Raw genomic sequence first — 18,707 nt, forward strand, 5'->3', positions numbered from 1 at the left:
TCAGTATTCACCGGCGCTCAGGCAAATGAATACTGTAGAAAATCTCTCTATGAAATTTTTTTATAAGTTACTGTTTGATCAAAATCCATTTTTTTACCATTCGGCATGGTCATGCTACCTTTGGCATGCATGATCATCTCATTTCCTTTGATTTCAAAAGTGCGCGTTTCATTAAATCGATCATTACCATCCGTGAGTTCAAGCTTGTTATCTGAAAAAGTGCCAGTACCCGTTGCAGCATTATCAGCTCCCCAGCTATCAAACCACCAGGTTTTGGCTTGACCATTTGCGGTAAGACCAAACACGCCTTTTCCTTCATATTGCACATCTGCGCGGTTATCGCCTTTGGTATTTAATTCAAGTATCAGATATTGGTGATTCAGTGCCCAGCGAATTTTCATAGTTTCCTGCATTTTCATGCCCATCATATTGCTTTCGCCGCGCCAGATTCCCACCATCTGATCATAAACTTTATTCTCGACGGGTTTTGGCGGTTGCATCATCTGACTCTCATTGCTTGCAGTCTCGGCTGCATAAGCACTGCTTGCTAAAAGAGCTATAGAAATTGCCAAAATTTTTTTCATAATGCTTCCTTTTATCCATAAAATAAAGTACTTAAGTCTAACAACTTCATAGGCTATGTACAGAGATTTTATTAAATCCATTGTTTGTTATACTTTGCTGGCGCAATTTTATAGCATGGAGTTCATAAGACTATGGGAATAAAAAATATAATTTTTGATTTGGGCGGTGTGATTCTTAATTTAGATTACAAATTAACTGAAGAAAAATTTCATCGATTAAGCGTAGGACGCTACAACCAAAAAGAATTTTCAAAAATTTTTGATGATTATGAAACAGGTAAATTAACTTCCTCCACTTTTAGAAAGGAATTAATGACCCGTTTGGATTTGGAAATTTCTGAGGAAGAGTTTGACTCCATCTGGAACGCACTGTTAATTGATATACCTGTAGAGCGACTAGAGTATATTAAAAAATTACGAAGTTCTTACAATACTTTTTTATTCAGCAATACCAATGAAATCCATTTAAAAGAAATCTTAAGACTTTGTGAACGAGATTGTCAGGTAAATAATTTTGAGGGTTGTTTCAATGCGCAATATTTTTCTCATATTTTCGGCATGAGAAAACCGCATGTGGAATCATTTACGCGACTTTTAAATGAGTGTCAGTTAAATGCCGATGAAACCGTATTTATTGATGATTTATTACCTAACGTACAAGGGGCTAAAGAAGCGGGCCTGCATACCATCCATTTTACCTCAGATAGGGATTTTATGAAGATCGAGGCTTATATTGCCGAAATGAATAACCAGGAAAATGTTGCAGAAGAAGTTCCAACGAATTCATTGGTGATATAAAAATAGCGGGCGAAATGGTTTATTCTTTAAAAAATACCAGTTTCACCCGCATTGTTATTTTAACAAAATTTAGGTAAGAGCATTTCTGTGTCCATCTCCGTTTCTTCCGGATTTCTCGGTGGGGTTTGAAACGCCTCGGTCAAGGTACGGATGGTTAAGAGGTCTAATGCCTTCTCGCTAACCGTTTCAGCATTGACCAAATTGGAAATTTTAATCCTTTGAGATTCAGCACTTGCCATGATAGTAGGTCTTGTATTCGGTGTTACTGAAGGGCTTTGTTGCATTGAAAGGTTAGGGTTAGAATTTCCAGAAGCCCCAAAAAAAGTTTGCTGGGTTGTGCTTGAATTCGACGCGGAATCTTCAGCTGCAGCGTAATAATGATTGTTAATATAAAAATTCTGTACAATGGTATGCTGTGGAGAAATGTTAGTCTGCTGCGGGGGATTCGCGCCAGGATGAACCGCGTTTGCTACTCTTGCTGCACGTTGCAGTTGAGCATCACCTATTTGCTGCTGGGAATTTGAGCTGGAGCGGTCTGGGTTTGTTGTTCTTGGTGCGCGCTGCACTTGCGGTCGAGCATCACCTAATTGTTGCGTATTTTGATTAAATCTGAAGACGAATTGATTTTCAACTACAGGGCGGTTGGCTTTAGGGTTAGAGTTTCTTTTCGTCATAATTTACCTTTGTGTTTAAAGTATTTATAAATAAGCCAATTATTATACAGTATATTGTTCTTATTTTCAACAGAACTACGATGGCATGATTTCGTACACCACCGCCTCAGTTGAGCAATAACCCGTTTTGTCGCCCCGAGTTTCCTATAATCACTTAGCATTTATGCACGCTTGCATTACCCAATGAAATTAGGTCATTTGATTAATTAAATTAGGCAACGTCCCTAAAGTTTTTTAGACAAGATTTCATCTTAAATTGAGCACAAATTTTTCTATTCACTTCGATCTACCCCCTCTCCCGCGATAGGAGCTTTGATAGTATGATGATGCCCTTCGCGGGAGAGGGTTGGGGAGAGGGAAATGGACAAATCTGCGCTAAGACAACGAGCCCGTAGTTTACGAAAAAACAGCACCGAAGCATCGAAAGTTTGTAATAGATAAGGTTTTTCATCCCTTAGATCCTCATTTTGATACCAATTCTCTTTCTGCATGGTTGTGTAAACATCCCATTTTTAGTGGCAGCCTAAATTAGAGTCTTTCGCCTGTTTTTTAGCCAAATATTCCCATGGCGTTAAATCACCCAGTGAATCGTGTGGTCTTTCTTCATTGTATTCCCTCATCCATTTTTCTGTCAGTTCTCTGACTTCGTGTAAATTTTTAAATACATACATGTCCAATATTTCTGTACGATAGGTCCTGTTGAATCGCTCAACAAATGAATTCTGTGTGGGTTTGCCGGGCTTAATAAACTCCAACTGAATCTGATGTTGTTCTGCCCAATCGGCCAAGGCGCTTGAGATAAATTCAGGACCATTATCCATGCGTAATTTGGCAGGCAATCCCCGCCAAGCAACCACTCGTTCCAATACTCGAATTACTCGCTGTGCTGGCAAGCTGAGATCGATTTCAATCGCAAGTACCTCGCGGTTAAAATCATCTACCACATTAAATGTCCTGAAGCGTCTCCCGCACATCAATGCATCACACATGAAATCCATAGACCAGCACTGATTCATGGCCATTGGCACACACAACGGGTCGGGAGAACGGTTCGGAAGCCGCTTTTTTCCTTTCCGCCGTATATTCAGTTTCAGTTCACAATACACGCGATGAACACGTTTATGGTTCCAGCTATGGCCCTGGCGACGTAACACTTTAAGCAATTTGCTAAAGCCATATGCCGGATAGCGTTCAGATGTTACTTGCAGAGCCAAAATCACATTGTCATCACGCTGCTTATCAGGTTTATATCGATAAACCGAGTCACTGATACCCACAACCCGACAAGCACGGCGTAAACTTACTGCATGGGTATTTACTGCATAATCGGCCAACTCTCGCCGCACAGCTGGCTTTACAGCTTTTTTTCGACAATATCCTTCAGGATTTTGTGGTCAAGGCTCAGTTCAGCATACATCTGTTTCAGACGACGGTTCTCTTCTTCAAGCTCTTTTAGACGTTTTACATCGGATACTTGCAGGCCACCATATTTTGCTTTCCAGTTGTAGTAGGTCGCATCAGAAATGCCGTATTCACGACAAACTTCCTTCATCAGTCGTCCTGCTTCAACTTCTTTCAGTATTTTAACAATCTGTGTTTCTGTAAAACGCGATTTCTTCATCGATGTTCTCCTCATACATAGTTTACGACGGAGAACTCTAATCAGGAATACACCTATTTTACGGGATGGTTACATTGTTCATCATTCTGATAGAGGATCTCAGTATTGTAGCAACGCATATCAATTGCTCCTTAGAAAGTATGGTATTTATAAAGAAAGGAATCATGTCGAACGATTTTTTAACAGAATAAAAGGTTTCAGAAGAATTGCTACGCGGTATGATAAAACTGCCGCCATGTTTTTAGGTGCATTAATTGTAATAGGTATTTTGCTGTGGCTGAAACTTTAAAAACACGCCCTAAATTGTTGTTTAATAAAAATGTCAAAATTTATTAAAGATTTTTCTTGAGAGAACGATAATTAAGTCGGGTGATATTGAGGGATACTAATTATGGTCAATAAAACAGATAAACCTGGCTCGCTCAACTTTCTGCAAGATAAGGATAATGCTGTTCCGCAAGAATTTTTAAACAGTTTGGATTTCGACGCTTCAGCGAAACAATTGGATGCTTTAAAAGCTTTGATTTTTCACGATGCAGGCACGAATCAAGCCAAAATTCAAAAAATCAAACAAGACCTTCTCTCTGGAAGTTATCAAATACAAAGTCAAAAAATTGCCTCCAAGCTCATGGAATATCAAGTATTCACCGAAGCAGAAACGGCTTGACCTGTCATATCACCCGAGCACCATGCCTCTTGACTCAGAAAACAAGAGGCATTTTATTTTAGCGTGGCTGCATCCGTAAAGCACCGTCCAAACGTATCACTTCGCCATTGATCATACTGTTCTCAATTATATGCACCACCAAGGAAGCGAATTCTTCAGGCTTTCCAAAGCGCTTGGGGAAAGGGATAGTTGCGGCCAAACTGTCCTGAACTTCTTGCGGCATATTTAAAAGTAGTGGTGTGGCAATCAATCCGGGCGCAATTGCATTGACGCGAATTCCAAACTGGGCCAACTCACGCGCGGCAGGTAAAGTCAAAGCAATGACCCCTCCTTTTGATGCACTATAAGCTGTTTGACCAATTTGTCCTTCATAAGCGGCGATGGACGCGGTGTTAATAATTACCCCCCTCTCCAAGGTATCCTCCAGCGGGGAAAGTTTGCTCATGACATCAGCCACCACTCGCATGACATTAAAAGTTCCTATTAGATTTACCTCAATCACTTGTTTAAATGCATCAAGCGGCATAGGGCCTTCCTTACCAACCATGCGCTTGGCAGGTGCAATGCCTGCACAATTAATGCATACTCTTGGCATGCCAACGTGTTCAATGGTTTTTTGCAAAGTCTTTTCAACATCAGACGCTAAGCTTACATCGCAAGCAAATGCATTTTCTGTTGCAACATCAATATGTTTATCCCATATAACGACACGCACCCCGCGCCGGCTAAGCTCTTGCACGCAAGCTTGCCCCATTCCGGAATTACCACCCGTTATGATTGCTATTTGATTATCCAGATTCATGTGTTTCTCCTTAACAACATGCTTTTTCTTTAACTACCGTAAAAACGCCTGGCTAAGCGCTTTAAATTCAGGTGTACCTGCCTTGCGAACCCATTCAAAAAAAACCATTTCAGCGGTTAGAATTTGAATGCCTTGAGCTCGCATGCGTTTTAAACCATATTCATGATCCAATTCATGACGGCTGCTGACTGCATCGGCCACTACAAAAACATCAATTCCGGCTTCTTTCATTTTCATAGCCGTTTGTAAAACGCAGACATGGGTTTCAATGCCGCAGATAACCGCTTGCGAGCGTTTTGTAGCCTGCCAATGCTCAACAAAAGCAGAATCACAATAGCTGGAAAAATGTACCTTACTCGTACAAACTTGATTAGCAACACATTCTTTCAGGGGAGAAACCGTGCCGCCCAAACCCTGCGGGTATTGCTCGCTGGTCAATACAGGAACTTGCACCTCATGTGCCAAGCGTAATAACCAATGGCAACGCGCTACCAGTTCATCTGACTTTACTACATGCGGTGTTAGTTTTTCCTGAACATCGACCAACAGTAAACACGAATGCGCTTTATCCAATAACACGTTTCTCTCCTTAACCTTATAAGTTTTAAACCAACGCCACTAACACAGCGGTTAGGTATTGCCCCTCGGGAAAAAATGCCAAGGTCGGATGGCAGCTTGCTGGGCCAAAAACCCCTAATATTCGTGCTGTTTTATTAACCGCCAAAGCTTGTAAACTAACCAACTCAGTAAATTCTTGCATAGATAAGGCAGATGAACAGTTACACGTGAGCAACAGTGAGCCGGAACGCATGTGCTTAAATAGTTCCCGGTGCAAAAAGCGGTAATAATTTTTAGCTTTTTGCACATGCCGTTGTGACGGAACTAATTTAGGAGGATCTAAAATGACTAAATCATACTCGCTTGCTTTATCTAAATAATTGCGTGCATCGGCCGCAATAAATTCAATAAAGTCAATGCCGTTTAATTCAGCATTTTTTTTCGCCAAAACAATTGCTTGCGCTGAACTGTCAACAGCCGTGACTTTTATCGCCCCAGCCTTTGCCGCATGTAAGGCAAAGCCACCCGTATAGGAATAAAGATCCAAAACGCGTTTTCCTGCTGCCAAATTTGCAATGCGCTGATGATTTTCGCGCTGATCTAAAAAAAGCCCTGTTTTTTGTGCATCGGAAAAATCCACCTGATAAACCACGCCTGCTTCCAACACTCTTTCCACATGTGAAACCACTTGCTGCTCTGGCCGTTCCCATCCGTCTTGCGCCAGGGACTTGACTTGCGGCAGCCAAATCACTTCATCATGCGGCAAAAGCGCACGCAGGCAACTTGATATTATCTCCTTATGGGCTTCCACCCAATAGGCGGTACTGGAAACCACACTGATGTGATTAAACCGATCGATGGTCAAACCGGATAGCCCATCTCCTTCACTGTTGAATAATCGGTAAGCTGTAGTTGTTGCATTAGGCAAGTCCAAGCTTTTACGCAATAGTAGAGCCTGGCGCAACCGCTCAGCAATTAATCCCTCCCATGAATCCGTGTTGAGCGATTCAAATGTTTGCGCCAACATCCGCACTCGATACAAGGAATGTTCATTGTAAACGCCTACCCCAATACTTTCGCTTTCGGCGCTATACACGTCCACTAACTCGCCGGTGCTAAGCTTTCCGCTATGACGCTGAATTGCTTTAGGGAAAATCCACGGGTGACCTCGACGCACAGCACCTTGCTTGCTGGAGGATAAATGAATAACGGGTCTCATAATTTCTTCACAACAAAAGCAGCTAATCTACACCACGCCAGCATCAGGCTCAAGGCAGAGCGTAATATTCCTAGAAATAAATATTAAGAGCAATGACATTGGACACGAACCTCGCAGCGTGAGGACCAGTCACTGAAAACCATACCCCTGCAATAATTCCTATGGATTCATTAAAGTTATACTCCAATGCCGGTGCCAAAGAAATATTGCTACTGCCCCCGCTGCCAATACTGCCTACAGCACCACCTGGAGTAAAACCGGGATTACCGGCAAACGTGGATGTCCCGGTTTCCGTATACAGCAATTCAAAGACAGGAGCCCAATGTTGAGTTAGCGAATACTCAAAAGCCAAATTCACTGAGTAACTATTATTTAGCTTTACTTTTCCATGCGTAGTCGGGCTACCGCCAAAGGCATTGAAGCCCTCGACCAGAACATCACTGGGCGAAACCACAGCCAATCCCAAGCGCGTGCGCAAATAATGCTCGCCATAAAAATGCGTTAATTTCTGAAAATTAAGGCCTACTAAAGTTTGGTAAGAACCAATGCCAGTTTGATCTGTGCCCAATTTATTTGGATTTAAATGGTTAAACTTTCCAGAAGGGAAAATCTCTTGGACCAATAACCGCACATTGGGCACCCAAGAATTTTCTTTTTGCCTAAAAAGCTGCAAGCCCACCCCAAAGCTTGAATCGCCAAAATCCTTACCGCTCTGCCCTCCTTTCCAGCTCACATCATAGGGGACAGAAGCTTGTATATCTAAAAAATCCAGAATTCCCAAGGTCACGATGGGCAGTGCTTCAAAGTTTCTAAATTGTTCAGCATAAAGTGTATAGAAAGCATAGGGTTCAAAATTAACATGCCCCTGGGGGATTGTTTTTCCTGCAGGAGCTAGTAAAGGGCCAGTCCACCAGGGTGAAGCAGCAACCCCCTGCGAAAAAAACAATAATAAATAACAAAATTTAGTTAGCATTGCAGACTATGGCTAATAAATATTTAATTTAAAACGTTTTTTCTTGTTAGGGAATAACTTCCTACCATAAAACCGTAAGAAAGTTCCGTCGCGAATGCACTGGATTCATGTTAGCATCGCTCTTTTTTTCGGGAGTTACCATGTGGTTTAATAATGCTCAATTTTTTCAATACGAACTTGAAAAGCCTGTGGATCTGCAGATTGCCTTGGCGGAAGAAAGACTGAAACCTTGCCCGCCTCATGCCCGCTTTATATATGGCTGGCTGCCTGTCACAGGTGAAGATTTAATTCAGGAAGTAGCAGGCGGTTCACTCATTTGCCTGGGTAAAGAGGAGCGTATTTTACCGCGGGGAGTCATTAAGCGCATTCTTGCGGAACGCGTGCAGGTTTGGGAAACCCAGCACGGGCGCAGCATGAAGCGGGCTGAAAAAGCACAGATGGCAGAAGAGTTGGAGTTTGAATTGCTGCCTAAATCTTTTTGCTTGCAGAAACGCCTATTCGCCTTATTCGATACGGCAGCGCAACGTTTGATTGTTAATACTTCCAGCAGTAATCAAGCGCTACAGTTGGTTTCTCTGCTGAGGAAATCAATACCTGGCATACGCATCGATCCCATAGAATATGAAGAAAATTTATCCATTAAATTTGCACATTGGCTGAATGATGCAACTACTCTGCCAGAAGTATTTCAATTAGCATCAGATTGTTTGCTTTTTGCATTGGATGATGAGAAAAAACGCTTTAACTGCAAGGGATATGAGCTGCCATCTGAAGAAATTACTACGCTGATATCCCAGGGCCTGGCTGCAGCGGAAATTTCCTTGATTTGGAACGAGCGCATACAATTTACCCTAACGCAGGATTTAACTTTAAAACGTATAAAATGCTTAGAGTATTTGGTGGATGAATTTCAAGAAATTCGTGAACTTGAAGAAGAGCGCCAGCAACAGGATGCTGCCCTTACTTTACTTGCCGGCGAATTACATGCGTTACTCAATGACGTCTTTAAGGCATTAGTAAATAAAGAAAAAACTACCGACCACATCGTTCCTGGCATAGAATTAGCTCTTTAGCTCTCAGAGGCAACCCGGTTAGTTTGCAATAACCGGGTTATGAAATATCGTCTGGATAAAACTTAAGCCCGCCTATTCAGAAATCTTAGCAAAATATTACTACTCACTCATCGTCACTGCGGCAGGTTTACTGTGGTATGTGGCTTCATACACCCGCAATGCATCATCCGCTGCCTGGGTTAGCCCCAAAGCAACATTGGCATGATAAACGATGGCCAAAGCAGGTTTTGCGCTCGGCGCCTGCGGATAATTCTTAATCAAATAGCTGGCCCGTTCAATGGCAGCGACGTACATTTTACGTGAGTAGTAATAATTGGCTACATTTAACTCCCGCTGTGCAAAAAGGTTTCTCAAATAAATCATCCGTTGTAAAGCATTGGCCTTATAGCGGCTGTCTGGAAATTGTTGCACGAGCGTAGCAAAATCAGTGTATGCTTGCGATTGCGTACCGGGATCGCGCCATGATTCATCGATGGGCAGTATATTGGCAAGCGTGCCACGGGTTTGCTGGAAATTGGCCAATCCTTTCAAATAGTATGCATAGTCTACGTTCTTTGCCCGCGGATAAAGATGAATATAACGGTCGGCAGCCGCTGCTGTGGAAGGATAATCGCCTTTTTTATAATAGGCATATACCAGCTCAAGCTCTGCTTTTTCTGCATAATCATTAAATGGGTACATGGTTTCCAATGCTTCCAGCCGTTTGATTGCACTTTCATATTCTTCTTTTGCTAAAGCTTGCTTGGCTTCAGTATAGAGTTGTTTCGCTGACACACCTTGAAAAGGGTTATATTCTTCGTCATCACCGCCGCCCCACCATTTGGGACATCCTGTAAGCGTCGACAGTAAAATTAATATTGAGAATATCTTAATTAGTTTCATAAACATACCTATTACAACTCTCGGTGACCCCAACAGCCATACCGCAAATGCCGCCATTATACCGATTGCTATGTATTTTGCGAATGCATAAGTAATTGAGTTTACACTGTTATTGCTCTAAAAAAAGCCTTTTTTATTAAATAGTGAGCGATATTTGCCATAAAAGCAAAACTGTAAAGAAAAGATAAAAAAATGATTGCAAATGCCTTATGGTTATAATAGTATTGCCGGCGGAGAGATGGCAGAGCGGTCGATTGCGGCGGTCTTGAAAACCGTTGAAGGGCAACCTTCCCAGGGTTCGAATCCCTGTCTCTCCGCCAGAGTTAACACGCGGAATTGACTTCACCCACACTAACTACCCTCTATTTACTACAACTCAACATCTACTATTTTATAGCGAATGTTTATCTAACCACCTCAATCCTCATCTAAAGATTGTTTTCAATACATTTGCAATTACAGGGATGGCGAGTATTGCATATAAATTCATTACTCTACAAAGTAAAGATACATGCAAAGCCTACTCACTAGAAATGCCTTTATTTCCGCTCTGACGAGGAAAACTTCTAGCATATGGGGTGTGCCCCCAGCAATAATTCACTGGGAGCCGCAATGCTAGGGCATAAGCCCATCATCTTTTTTCACCGGCTCGACGATTTTTTCCCCTGTTGTGGTGGGCCTTGAGGCTGAGAAGAAGCGGCTGTAGAGGAGGATACCTGGGACGATGCCAAGGACGAGTCCGACGAAGACTAGGAGGCCTTTGCCGATATCTTTGGGGATGCTGCTGTGTGGTTTGACCAGTTCTTTCTGATTGGTTTTGATGTGGGTATAAAAATTGTCCAGTTTCTCTTGGGCCGTGCCAAACTCGGCATCGAGTAAATTCTTGCCTGCTTCAAGCAAGCTGATTTTTGTATTGACCGTGGTGTTGCCTGCATAATAGCTCAAGCGCTTAATCTGTTGCACGCATTCCTGCTGGTAATGCGCCAATTTTTTATTTATCTCTGCCTCTTCTTTTTCCCGAGATTCTTTTTCCTGGTTTAGCGGGTCATGCACTGCTTGCCCAGGGTTTGTATTTTCTTCCACAGGGGGTGTTTTGGGCGCTTCGGACGGCAGGTTTTCCTCGGCGGCTGCAGAAGAAGGCGAGGGTTTCTGTTCTTCTGTAGGCGGTAATGCAGCTTCTCCCATTGCTTCGGCTGCTCTTACCCCCTGTTGTTGTGTGGGTGTTTGAGCTTTGCTGTGGGCATTGATTTCATGATGAGCCACGCGGATTAAATCCCTGAACGCAGGCGGCGGCTCGAGGCGTTTCTCGCGGGCTTCGTTGAGCTTGGCAAGATAAGCATCGACCATGAGGGTGGCGTTTGCCGGATTGATTTGTTTATGCTGCAAGACGTCAATCATTTCCTCGCGGCTGTACTCGTCAAGCTCGGTTTTAAGCAAGCGCCTGGCGAGTGCGTTGCCGGGCTTGCGGCGTCCTGCCATGGTGACCGGGTTTTGGGTGCCGATGATAAAAAAACCGGGTTTATCGTGTTGGCCGCCCTCGAGTATGGTCCCTACATAATATGAATTGATCATCAATTACACGCGTCAATGCGGGTTTGGCGACTTTTAGAATTTTGATGAGTCGAGTTTTTAATTCTTTTGAAAGATTTCTTACCGAGGCAACAGAAATTTCACGTTCGTTTGGGTTAAAACGGCTCGGGTCTATCAACTCAGTGAGTGTATGATCATCAAGAATGTGTATCTGCTCCGGCAAAACGCCCAAATGCTTATACACGCTTTTTTTTACATCCTGTGGGAATTGCGGAATAACTTGAGGTTTATTAGCCAGAAAAATAAACTCTTGCAGAGGCATCAACTCATTTTCATTCAGAGATACATAGACATTAAATCCATCCGCCACCAGCTGGGCAAGCTTTTGCTGCACCTGCCATTTCTTCCATGCCGACGCTGTGTTAAAGCTCCAATCGGCTAAAATGATGGTTTTCTTTTCCAAACTGCCCGCATTTGCCATTTGCCAGTAAGCTTTCTGCTGCAGCAGGCGCTCGACATTTAACTCTCCCTGCGGTGTATGGCTATAGCTCAAGCCGCCTGTTTGCAGGTAATAAAAGCTTGCAGGGTACATAGATAATCTTTTTAATATAAATATTCTAAATTATATTAAATGTTATAATTTTAAGCAAAAAAGATTATTTTGATGCAGAAAAGCAGGGATGGATACATTGAAATAATTAGAAAATATGTTTATAAATTATAAAAATTGGCAAATAATTTGATTTTTTGTCACTGCCATGCCTACTAACCATGTAGCGGAATTCGCCAAGCGCGCCGCGAAACTCAATGTGATTTACAAGAGCCATTAGTCAGTGCCGAATCTTCACAGATAAAATTGGTTATCCTGCATGGACAAGCTTGGAAATAAGTAGCGGAATAAGCATAATCCCTGCGATGATCTATGCTTATCGAAACCTAACTAAGACCTGGATAAATAGCTGCTTGTACTTACCAGGTCGGCAACGGCAGTATGGTTTAATCCTGTCTGCAGGGTTTTTCGATAAAAAATTTACAATCTGCCAATGGATCAATCTGGCTTTACAAATTAAACTCGCCCTTAGCCTTAAAAACTGCATCCAAAGCAACCAAAGTTTCCAGCAAATCTTTCATTTTATCTAGCGGCCAACTGTTAGGTCCATCACTTAAAGCTTTATCAGGATTTGGGTGAGTTTCCATAAAGATACCGGCTATCCCAGCTGCCACTGCGGCGCGTGCCAATACCGGAACGAACTCGCGCTGCCCTCCGGATACGCCGTTATTTCCACCCGGCAATTGTACGGAGTGAGTGGCATCATAAACGACCGGACAATTCGTTTCACGCATGATTTTCAATGAACGCATGTCTGAAACCAAATTATTGTAACCAAAACTTACCCCACGTTCGCATACCATAATTTGCTCATTCCCGCATGCTTTGGCTTTGGCGACCACATGCTTCATTTCCCACGGGGCTAAAAATTGGCCTTTTTTAATATTAACGGGCTTATTCATCGCCGCTACATTTTGAATAAAATTAGTCTGCCGGCATAAAAAAGCAGGCGTTTGCAGTACATCGACTACGCTTGAAACTTCCAAAAGCGGAGTATCTTCGTGGACATCAGTTAATACAGACACACCCACTTGTTTTTTTACTTTTTCAAGGATAAGCAGCCCTTTTTCAAACCCTGGGCCCCGATAGCTGTTCATTGAAGAACGATTAGCTTTATCAAAAGAGGATTTATAAATAAAAGGCAATTTTAATTGATCGCAAATTTCTTTGAGGTATCCTGCTGTTTCTATGGCAAGCTCTTCACTTTCAATGACACAGGGGCCGGCGATTAAAAACAGTGGGGCATCTATGCCTATTTCAAAACCACATAATTTCATACTTTATCCCTATGTTGTTGATGATAATTACGAGCGGCCAAAACAAATGATTTAAACAATGGGTGGCTGTCTCTTGGGGTAGAAGTGAATTCCGGATGGAACTGACAGGCTAGAAACCACGGATGCTCGGCTAATTCAACCATTTCGACCAAATTATCATCCGCTGAGCGCCCTGAAATAATCAGTCCATGTGCTACAAGCGCATCCACATATAAATTATTCACTTCATAACGGTGGCGATGGCGCTCAATAATTTGCGGTTTTCCATATGCCTTAAAAGCCAATGAGTCTTGTTCCAATTTACACAATTGGGCACCCAGGCGCATAGTGCCCCCCAGGTCACTGTTTTCAGTGCGCACATTTAAACTACCGTCTGCCGCTTGCCATTCACTGATTAACGCTATGACAGGGTACGCTGTTTCTTTGTTAAATTCTGTGGAATTGGCTCCTGCCAATCCAATTACATTGCGGGCAAATTCAATGACCGCAGCCTGCATGCCGAGACAAATGCCAAGGAAAGGAACTTTTTTCTCCCTGGCATATTGAATGGAACATATTTTACCTTCAACGCCCCGCTCACCAAAACCACCAGGAATTAAAATCGCATCTGCATTTTCAAGCAAGGAAGTGCCATGCTTTTCAATGAGTTCTGCATCAATGTAAGTGATTTCCACACGGGTTTGCGTATGGATACCGGCATGCAGCAAAGCTTCATTGATGGATTTATAAGCGTCATTTAATTCAACGTATTTGCCAACCATGGCAACTTTTACCGTCATATTTTGCTGGCGTTGTGCCTTCACAACGTTCTGCCATTCACTTAAATCAGCAGGTTTGACACTCATGCCTAATTTTTTAACAACAATTTCATCCAAGCCTTGCTCATGCAGGATCATGGGAATTTGATAAATACTTTTCGCATCCTGTAAAGAAATGACCCCTTCTTTTTCCACATTGGTGAATAAGGCAATCTTGCCGCGATCATTACTGGAAAGAGGCTGTTCAGAGCGGCAGATTAAAATATCAGGCTGAATACCGATTGAACGCAGTTCTTTTACGGAATGCTGCGTAGGCTTGGTTTTGGTTTCACCGGATGTGGCTATATAAGGAACCAAAGTCAAGTGAATAAACAACGAGCGTTGTGAACCAAGTTCTATCCGCATTTGACGGATGGCTTCAAGAAATGGTAAGGATTCGATGTCTCCCACAGTACCGCCGATCTCAACCATCGCGATATCAAAATTATCCGCACCGAGTTTTATGCAACGCTTAATTTCATTGGTTATATGTGGAATAACTTGAACTGTACCGCCTAAATAATCGCCCCGACGCTCTTTCTTAATGACATTTTCGTATATTTTACCCGAAGTAAAATTATTTAATTTTGTCATGGTAGTGCGCACGAAACGCTCATAATGCCCTAAGTCCAGATCAGTCTCTGCTCCGTCTTGTGTAACAAAAACTTCACCATGCTGAAAAGGACTCATCGTACCTGGATCAACGTTAATATAAGGATCAAGCTTGATTAGAGTCACTCTAAGACCGCGCGCTTCTAGGATGGCGGCTAAAGAAGCAGCAGCAATGCCTTTGCCTAACGAAGACACAACCCCGCCCGTGATGAAAATATAATTTGTCATAGAAATCCCGTTGCAATGCTAAGCCGCGGATAAGCGGATAATTTGATAGATGCATGTAAACGGGGGCTTATTTTATCAAATAAAGAACAGAAATAACACAGAATTTCCAAAATTAACGATGGTTTCCGCATAATTGGCAGATATGGATGTGTTAAACGCATGCAAAAGTCAGGAAAAGAACATACCCTTTTGGCGCAAAGTAATAACCCAAGTGTATCCTTGCAATAGATATCATCTGAAATCTTTACGATTTTTATGCCAATTGTCCTAAAACAGATTGCATGGATAAAGCACAATCCACAGCATCCATTCCTTTATGGCCATGTTTTCCCCCCAGGCGATCCCATGCTTGCGCCTCATTTTCCGTGGTTAAAACGCCAAAAACCACTGGGATTTCAAACTCCAAAGCTACCATTTGGCAACCTTGGCTTACCTGTTGGCATACATAATCATAATGCGTGGTTTCTCCGCGAATCACCGCGCCTAAGGCAATAATGGCTTGATGTTGCTTTTTTTTAGCTAAACGCTTGGCAACGATTGGAATTTCTACTGCTCCTGGAACCTCCACCACAGTGATATCCTGCTCAGTAAACCCGTAATGCTGTAATTGCTTCATCGCCCCCTGCAACAATTCCCGTGTGATTTCATAATTAAAATGGCTTATCACAATTGCAATTGGGAAACGATTAGTTTCATTTGGAATTCCCTGGATGTAATTCATAACTGCTCCTATTCAATTGCAAGTAAATGCCCAAGCTTCTCTTTTTTTGTTTTTAAATAATGTTGATTTTCAGGGGTAGGTTTTATCGACAGGGGGACACGATCACAAACCTTGATGCCGAAATTGCTAATTGCAGTAATTTTTTGAGGATTATTCGTAATTAACCGCAGCACATCAATACCCAAATATTTTAAAATTTGAAAAGCAATTGCATAGTCACGATTATCCACAGGCAACCCCAATTTTAAATTGGCTTCAACCGTATCCAGCCCCTGCTCCTGTAGAGCATATGCTTTTAATTTATTGGCCAATCCAATACCGCGGCCTTCTTGTCTTAAATAAATAAGTACGCCTCCTTCCTTAGCAATCATCTCCAGGGACTGATGCAGTTGTGAGCCGCAATCGCATTTGCAGGAACCAAAAACATCGCCGGTAATGCATTCAGAATGAATACGAACTAAAGGTACTTGGTTGGGAATTACAGGGTCTTTAAGCAAAGCAAAGTGTTCTGCACTATCCAATTGATTGGTAAAAACCGCCATAGTAAAATTCCCATATTTATGCAAGGGAATACGGCTGGAAGCAACTTCTTCCACCAATCGTTCATGACGGATCCGATAAGCAATCAAGTCTTTAATTGTGGCCATTGGAATTGCATGCTGTTGTGAAAATGCCAGGAGATCATCTCGCCTGCTCATCGTGCCATCATCATTAATGACTTCACAAATAACGGCGGCTGGTGTTAAACCGGCCAACTTCATCAAATCCACACTTCCTTCCGTCTGCCCCCCACGTTCAAGCACCCCTTTATCCCGTGCCCGCAGAGGAAAAATATGTCCTGGCGAGATAATATCATTCGGGCCACTTTCAGGATCAATGGCTACCTGAATAGTGCGGGCGCGGTCTTGCGCAGAAATACCGGTGGATACGCCAGTTGCAGCTTCAATCGAGACGGTAAAAGCAGTACCAAATGGTGAGCGATTATGATTGGCCATCATCGATAAATTAAGCTTATCGATCAGTTTTCCCTCCATAGACAAACAAATCAAGCCACGGCCGAAACGGGACATGAAATTAATCGCTTCTGCAGAAGCATGCTCGGCTGCAATAACCAGATCGCCTTCATTCTCTCGATCTTCATCATCAACCAGAATCACCATACCACCCCTCTGAAGCTCTGCGATGGCATGCTCAATGGTGGTAAAAGGATTTGTCATAATAACCTCTTAAAAACCCTAAGAGCCTAAGCTCTCAACTTAAATCTTGAAAAATTCAACACAATGATTGACTGCCAAACTGCCGGCCATGCAATTCACTTTTTTAAGAAAATGCCAAAGCCATTTGCGGACTTTAAGCAGTTAAAGCCGGCAAATCAAGTAAGCTTAATTGATGCGCTACAATGCGGGTCATATAGTCAAATTCAACATTCAAACGATCACCGGGTTGGCGTGCTCCCAGTGTTGTTTTAGCCAAAGTGTGTGGCACTAATAAAACGCTGACGCAATGATTCTTAACTGCATTAATGGTTAAACTTACTCCTTCCAGGGTAATACTGCCTTTAGGTAAAAGAAATTTACACTCCTCCGCCAAAAAGTCCCCTAAAATCATCTCAATATAATCCCCTACCGGCGCAATATTTTTTAATGTAACAGTGGTATCTACATGCCCGCTTACATAATGGCCGCCAAAGCGTGCAGTGGCCAACATAGCCCGCTCTAGATTTACTGCATCACCTTGCTTAAGGCTGCCCAAAGAAGTGCATTTTAATGTTTCAGGAGATACGTCAAATGCTAACCCTTGGCTCGTATCAGGCAATAAAGTTAAACACACGCCATTAATTGCAATGCTTTCTCCTGTTTTTAACCCGCCTAATTCTGCTTTTATCAATAAACGATTAGCAATTTCTCCTTGCACATTTGCAAGAACTTCGCCTTGCACTTCAATCAATCCTGTAAACATGCCTGCTCCTTCTCTGCAGCCTTTTCCCAATCCAGGCATACTATCATATTATCGCCCATTGGTTTCCATGTTATCGCGCAATTTCGTCTAAAAGCTTCCTCGCTCGTATAAGCTGAAACCGCCTTTGTTCCCAAATGAAAAGGGACGATATAAATATAAGTTCGATCCACCAGCCCTAACTTATGTAAGGACGTAAATAATTTTCCTCCAGCCTCAACCCAAACATCATGATACCCCAGATGTCCCAAATGACTTATCACGGCCTGCATATCCATTTCCCCATGTAAAGTCGGCATTGGGTAATAAGAAGCATTCTTATGCCGCGTTGACATTTGAATTTGCTCATCATGATAAATGTGGCAATGTTTGGCTGTTTGCAAGACGTTAGCATGCTGATTTAAAACTCCTTGCCTGTCGATGATTGCCACATGTTTTGCAGCCTGAACACCTGGTAAACGAACGTTTAAACGCGGGTTGTCTTCATTAATGGTGCGGGCAGTAGTCAGGATAACATCACTGCATTGCCGCTTTTTATGAGTAAACTCTGCACATAGGGAGTTGGAAAGCCAAAGCTGCTGACCTTGTTTACCTGCAATTTTACCGTCCAGAGTCTGGGCTATTTTACATGTCACAAAAGGCTTGTGAGTACAAGTCCATCGTTGATAACTTTGATAAAAAAGAGCAATTTCAGGCAGAGGAAAATACTCCACTTCCACACCCTGCTTTCTCAATAATTCCGGAGTATTATTGTTAATGACTACGGGATTAGGATCAGAATACGCATATACAACCTTTTGAATTCCATATTTAATAATGGCTTCTACGCAAGGAGGTGTCCGGCCCCAATGATTGCAAGGTTCTAACGTGACATACAACGTGATACCCGGAAGAGCAGGTTCAAGGCGGGCTAATAGAGCTTGTTCAGCATGCGGAGTTCCTGCTCCTTGATGCCAGGCTTGTGCTATAATCTTTCCGTTTTGTACTGCAATTGCACCGACGCTGGGATTGGGTGCACAAATCCCACGCCCAAGCCAGGCTTGGTCGAGAGCTGCGAGTAAAAACTGTTTGTGCATAGTTCAATCACCCTTGAAAAGTGCACATATGATAACAAATTATTCAATT

At 42.6% G+C, this 18,707-nt stretch carries 20 protein-coding genes, 1 tRNA gene and 1 pseudogene; 5 read left to right on the forward strand and 17 right to left on the reverse strand.

Annotated features, from left to right (window positions below):
• Window positions 1-47: 47 nt before the first annotated feature.
• Window positions 48-665 (reverse strand): hypothetical protein, encoded by a 618-nt coding sequence (locus NKV53_RS02950; RefSeq protein ID WP_126954813.1) that lies wholly within the window; start codon window positions 663-665, stop codon window positions 48-50.
• Window positions 666-716: 51 nt separating this feature from the next.
• Here NKV53_RS02950 and NKV53_RS02955 point away from each other — a divergent pair, with 51 nt between their 5' ends.
• Window positions 717-1,382: an HAD family phosphatase gene (locus tag NKV53_RS02955; protein WP_126954812.1), complete on the forward strand. Its 666-nt coding sequence runs from the start codon at window positions 717-719 to the stop codon at window positions 1,380-1,382.
• A 59-nt stretch (window positions 1,383-1,441) separates the two neighbouring features.
• Here NKV53_RS02955 and NKV53_RS02960 read toward each other — a convergent pair whose 3' ends face one another.
• From NKV53_RS02960 to NKV53_RS02970, 3 genes are all read right to left on the reverse strand, one after another.
• Entirely contained in the window at window positions 1,442-2,056 is a 615-nt protein-coding gene (locus NKV53_RS02960; protein WP_127032697.1) for a hypothetical protein, read from the reverse strand.
• 272 nt (window positions 2,057-2,328) lie between these two features.
• Complete coding sequence (locus tag NKV53_RS02965) at window positions 2,329-2,547, reverse strand: hypothetical protein (protein ID WP_253350663.1); 219 nt, start codon at window positions 2,545-2,547, stop codon at window positions 2,329-2,331.
• Between the two features lie 21 nt (window positions 2,548-2,568).
• A protein-coding gene (locus tag NKV53_RS02970) for an IS3 family transposase (protein ID WP_233579874.1) occupies window positions 2,569-3,677 on the reverse strand; the annotation gives its coding sequence in 2 pieces (ribosomal slippage) (window positions 2,569-3,425 and window positions 3,425-3,677; 1,110 coding nt in all).
• Between the two features lie 145 nt (window positions 3,678-3,822).
• Between NKV53_RS02970 and NKV53_RS02975 the strand changes: the two are divergent.
• Window positions 3,823-3,966 (forward strand): annotated as a pseudogene (locus NKV53_RS02975) (IS5/IS1182 family transposase); the annotation flags it as partial.
• Between the two features lie 102 nt (window positions 3,967-4,068).
• Window positions 4,069-4,344, forward strand: a complete 276-nt coding sequence (gene flgM / locus NKV53_RS02980; protein ID WP_126954564.1) for a flagellar biosynthesis anti-sigma factor FlgM — start codon at window positions 4,069-4,071, stop codon at window positions 4,342-4,344.
• A gap of 58 nt (window positions 4,345-4,402) precedes the next feature.
• Here flgM and NKV53_RS02985 read toward each other — a convergent pair whose 3' ends face one another.
• From NKV53_RS02985 to NKV53_RS03000, 4 genes are all read right to left on the reverse strand, one after another.
• A complete protein-coding gene (locus NKV53_RS02985; RefSeq protein ID WP_126954565.1) occupies window positions 4,403-5,146 on the reverse strand; it encodes an SDR family oxidoreductase in 744 nt (247 codons plus the stop codon).
• A gap of 33 nt (window positions 5,147-5,179) precedes the next feature.
• Complete coding sequence (locus NKV53_RS02990) at window positions 5,180-5,725, reverse strand: hydrolase (protein ID WP_126954566.1); 546 nt, start codon at window positions 5,723-5,725, stop codon at window positions 5,180-5,182.
• 25 nt (window positions 5,726-5,750) lie between these two features.
• Window positions 5,751-6,923, reverse strand: coding sequence for a class I SAM-dependent rRNA methyltransferase (locus NKV53_RS02995; protein WP_127033731.1), 1,173 nt, complete (start codon window positions 6,921-6,923; stop codon window positions 5,751-5,753).
• A gap of 70 nt (window positions 6,924-6,993) precedes the next feature.
• A complete protein-coding gene (locus NKV53_RS03000) occupies window positions 6,994-7,896 on the reverse strand; it encodes a hypothetical protein (RefSeq protein WP_127057548.1) in 903 nt (300 codons plus the stop codon).
• 140 nt (window positions 7,897-8,036) lie between these two features.
• On the opposite strand from NKV53_RS03000, the gene NKV53_RS03005 reads away from it, so the two are divergent.
• On the forward strand, window positions 8,037-8,969 hold the full coding sequence (locus NKV53_RS03005; protein ID WP_126954569.1) for a recombination-associated protein RdgC: 933 nt from the start codon (window positions 8,037-8,039) through the stop codon (window positions 8,967-8,969).
• Window positions 8,970-9,068: 99 nt separating this feature from the next.
• Here NKV53_RS03005 and NKV53_RS03010 read toward each other — a convergent pair whose 3' ends face one another.
• Complete coding sequence (locus tag NKV53_RS03010) at window positions 9,069-9,851, reverse strand: outer membrane protein assembly factor BamD (protein ID WP_126954570.1); 783 nt, start codon at window positions 9,849-9,851, stop codon at window positions 9,069-9,071.
• A gap of 232 nt (window positions 9,852-10,083) precedes the next feature.
• Here NKV53_RS03010 and NKV53_RS03015 point away from each other — a divergent pair.
• Window positions 10,084-10,171: transfer RNA gene (locus tag NKV53_RS03015), tRNA-Ser, on the forward strand.
• Between the two features lie 295 nt (window positions 10,172-10,466).
• Here the strand turns inward: NKV53_RS03015 and NKV53_RS03020 are convergent.
• The 8 genes from NKV53_RS03020 to ribD all read right to left on the reverse strand — a co-directional run bounded on the left by NKV53_RS03020 (window position 10,467) and on the right by ribD (window position 18,658).
• Entirely contained in the window at window positions 10,467-11,423 is a 957-nt protein-coding gene (locus NKV53_RS03020; protein ID WP_253350665.1) for a hypothetical protein, read from the reverse strand.
• Window positions 11,371-11,973 (reverse strand): hypothetical protein, encoded by a 603-nt coding sequence (locus NKV53_RS03025; RefSeq protein WP_253350667.1) that lies wholly within the window; start codon window positions 11,971-11,973, stop codon window positions 11,371-11,373. The genes NKV53_RS03020 and NKV53_RS03025 overlap by 53 nt, the downstream gene beginning before the upstream one ends.
• Before the next feature lie 467 nt (window positions 11,974-12,440).
• Window positions 12,441-13,268, reverse strand: a complete 828-nt coding sequence (gene kdsA, locus NKV53_RS03030; protein WP_253350668.1) for a 3-deoxy-8-phosphooctulonate synthase — start codon at window positions 13,266-13,268, stop codon at window positions 12,441-12,443.
• Window positions 13,265-14,905 (reverse strand): CTP synthase, encoded by a 1,641-nt coding sequence (locus NKV53_RS03035; RefSeq protein WP_127033582.1) that lies wholly within the window; start codon window positions 14,903-14,905, stop codon window positions 13,265-13,267. The genes kdsA and NKV53_RS03035 overlap by 4 nt, the downstream gene beginning before the upstream one ends.
• A 253-nt stretch (window positions 14,906-15,158) precedes the next feature.
• Window positions 15,159-15,626: a 6,7-dimethyl-8-ribityllumazine synthase gene (ribH, locus tag NKV53_RS03040; RefSeq protein WP_126955042.1), complete on the reverse strand. Its 468-nt coding sequence runs from the start codon at window positions 15,624-15,626 to the stop codon at window positions 15,159-15,161.
• Between the two features lie 8 nt (window positions 15,627-15,634).
• Window positions 15,635-16,843 (reverse strand): GTP cyclohydrolase II, encoded by a 1,209-nt coding sequence (gene ribA, locus NKV53_RS03045; protein WP_126955041.1) that lies wholly within the window; start codon window positions 16,841-16,843, stop codon window positions 15,635-15,637.
• Between the two features lie 133 nt (window positions 16,844-16,976).
• Window positions 16,977-17,585, reverse strand: coding sequence for a riboflavin synthase (gene ribE, locus NKV53_RS03050; RefSeq protein WP_127033585.1), 609 nt, complete (start codon window positions 17,583-17,585; stop codon window positions 16,977-16,979).
• Window positions 17,570-18,658 carry a bifunctional diaminohydroxyphosphoribosylaminopyrimidine deaminase/5-amino-6-(5-phosphoribosylamino)uracil reductase RibD gene (ribD, locus tag NKV53_RS03055; protein ID WP_127033588.1) on the reverse strand — a complete coding sequence of 363 codons (1,089 nt, stop codon included), beginning with the start codon at window positions 18,656-18,658 and terminating at the stop codon, window positions 17,570-17,572. Before ribD ends, ribE begins: the two co-directional genes overlap by 16 nt.
• Window positions 18,659-18,707: the final 49 nt, after the last annotated feature.

The sequence above is a fragment of the Legionella sp. 27cVA30 genome, from assembly GCF_024160945.1.
Classification (GTDB): domain Bacteria; phylum Pseudomonadota; class Gammaproteobacteria; order Legionellales; family Legionellaceae; genus Legionella_A; species Legionella_A septentrionalis.

Excerpts from the sequence above, each read along its gene's own strand:
- ribD (WP_127033588.1), bottom strand. The coding sequence starts at position 18,658 with ATGCACAAACAGTTTTTACTCGCAGCTCTCGACCAAGCCTGGCTTGGG.
- NKV53_RS02955 (WP_126954812.1), top strand. The coding sequence starts at position 717 with ATGGGAATAAAAAATATAATTTTTGATTTGGGCGGTGTGATTCTTAAT.
- NKV53_RS02965 (WP_253350663.1), bottom strand. The coding sequence starts at position 2,547 with ATGCAGAAAGAGAATTGGTATCAAAATGAGGATCTAAGGGATGAAAAA.
- NKV53_RS02995 (WP_127033731.1), bottom strand. The coding sequence starts at position 6,923 with ATGAGACCCGTTATTCATTTATCCTCCAGCAAGCAAGGTGCTGTGCGT.
- NKV53_RS03005 (WP_126954569.1), top strand. The coding sequence starts at position 8,037 with ATGTGGTTTAATAATGCTCAATTTTTTCAATACGAACTTGAAAAGCCT.
- NKV53_RS03025 (WP_253350667.1), bottom strand. The coding sequence starts at position 11,973 with ATGTACCCTGCAAGCTTTTATTACCTGCAAACAGGCGGCTTGAGCTAT.
- NKV53_RS02950 (WP_126954813.1), bottom strand. The coding sequence starts at position 665 with ATGGATTTAATAAAATCTCTGTACATAGCCTATGAAGTTGTTAGACTT.
- NKV53_RS03035 (WP_127033582.1), bottom strand. The coding sequence starts at position 14,905 with ATGACAAATTATATTTTCATCACGGGCGGGGTTGTGTCTTCGTTAGGC.
- kdsA (WP_253350668.1), bottom strand. The coding sequence starts at position 13,268 with ATGAAATTATGTGGTTTTGAAATAGGCATAGATGCCCCACTGTTTTTA.
- ribH (WP_126955042.1), bottom strand. The coding sequence starts at position 15,626 with ATGAATTACATCCAGGGAATTCCAAATGAAACTAATCGTTTCCCAATT.
- NKV53_RS03010 (WP_126954570.1), bottom strand. The coding sequence starts at position 9,851 with ATGAAACTAATTAAGATATTCTCAATATTAATTTTACTGTCGACGCTT.
- NKV53_RS02960 (WP_127032697.1), bottom strand. The coding sequence starts at position 2,056 with ATGACGAAAAGAAACTCTAACCCTAAAGCCAACCGCCCTGTAGTTGAA.
- flgM (WP_126954564.1), top strand. The coding sequence starts at position 4,069 with ATGGTCAATAAAACAGATAAACCTGGCTCGCTCAACTTTCTGCAAGAT.
- NKV53_RS03000 (WP_127057548.1), bottom strand. The coding sequence starts at position 7,896 with ATGCTAACTAAATTTTGTTATTTATTATTGTTTTTTTCGCAGGGGGTT.
- NKV53_RS02985 (WP_126954565.1), bottom strand. The coding sequence starts at position 5,146 with ATGAATCTGGATAATCAAATAGCAATCATAACGGGTGGTAATTCCGGA.
- ribE (WP_127033585.1), bottom strand. The coding sequence starts at position 17,585 with ATGTTTACAGGATTGATTGAAGTGCAAGGCGAAGTTCTTGCAAATGTG.
- NKV53_RS03020 (WP_253350665.1), bottom strand. The coding sequence starts at position 11,423 with ATGATCAATTCATATTATGTAGGGACCATACTCGAGGGCGGCCAACAC.
- ribA (WP_126955041.1), bottom strand. The coding sequence starts at position 16,843 with ATGACAAATCCTTTTACCACCATTGAGCATGCCATCGCAGAGCTTCAG.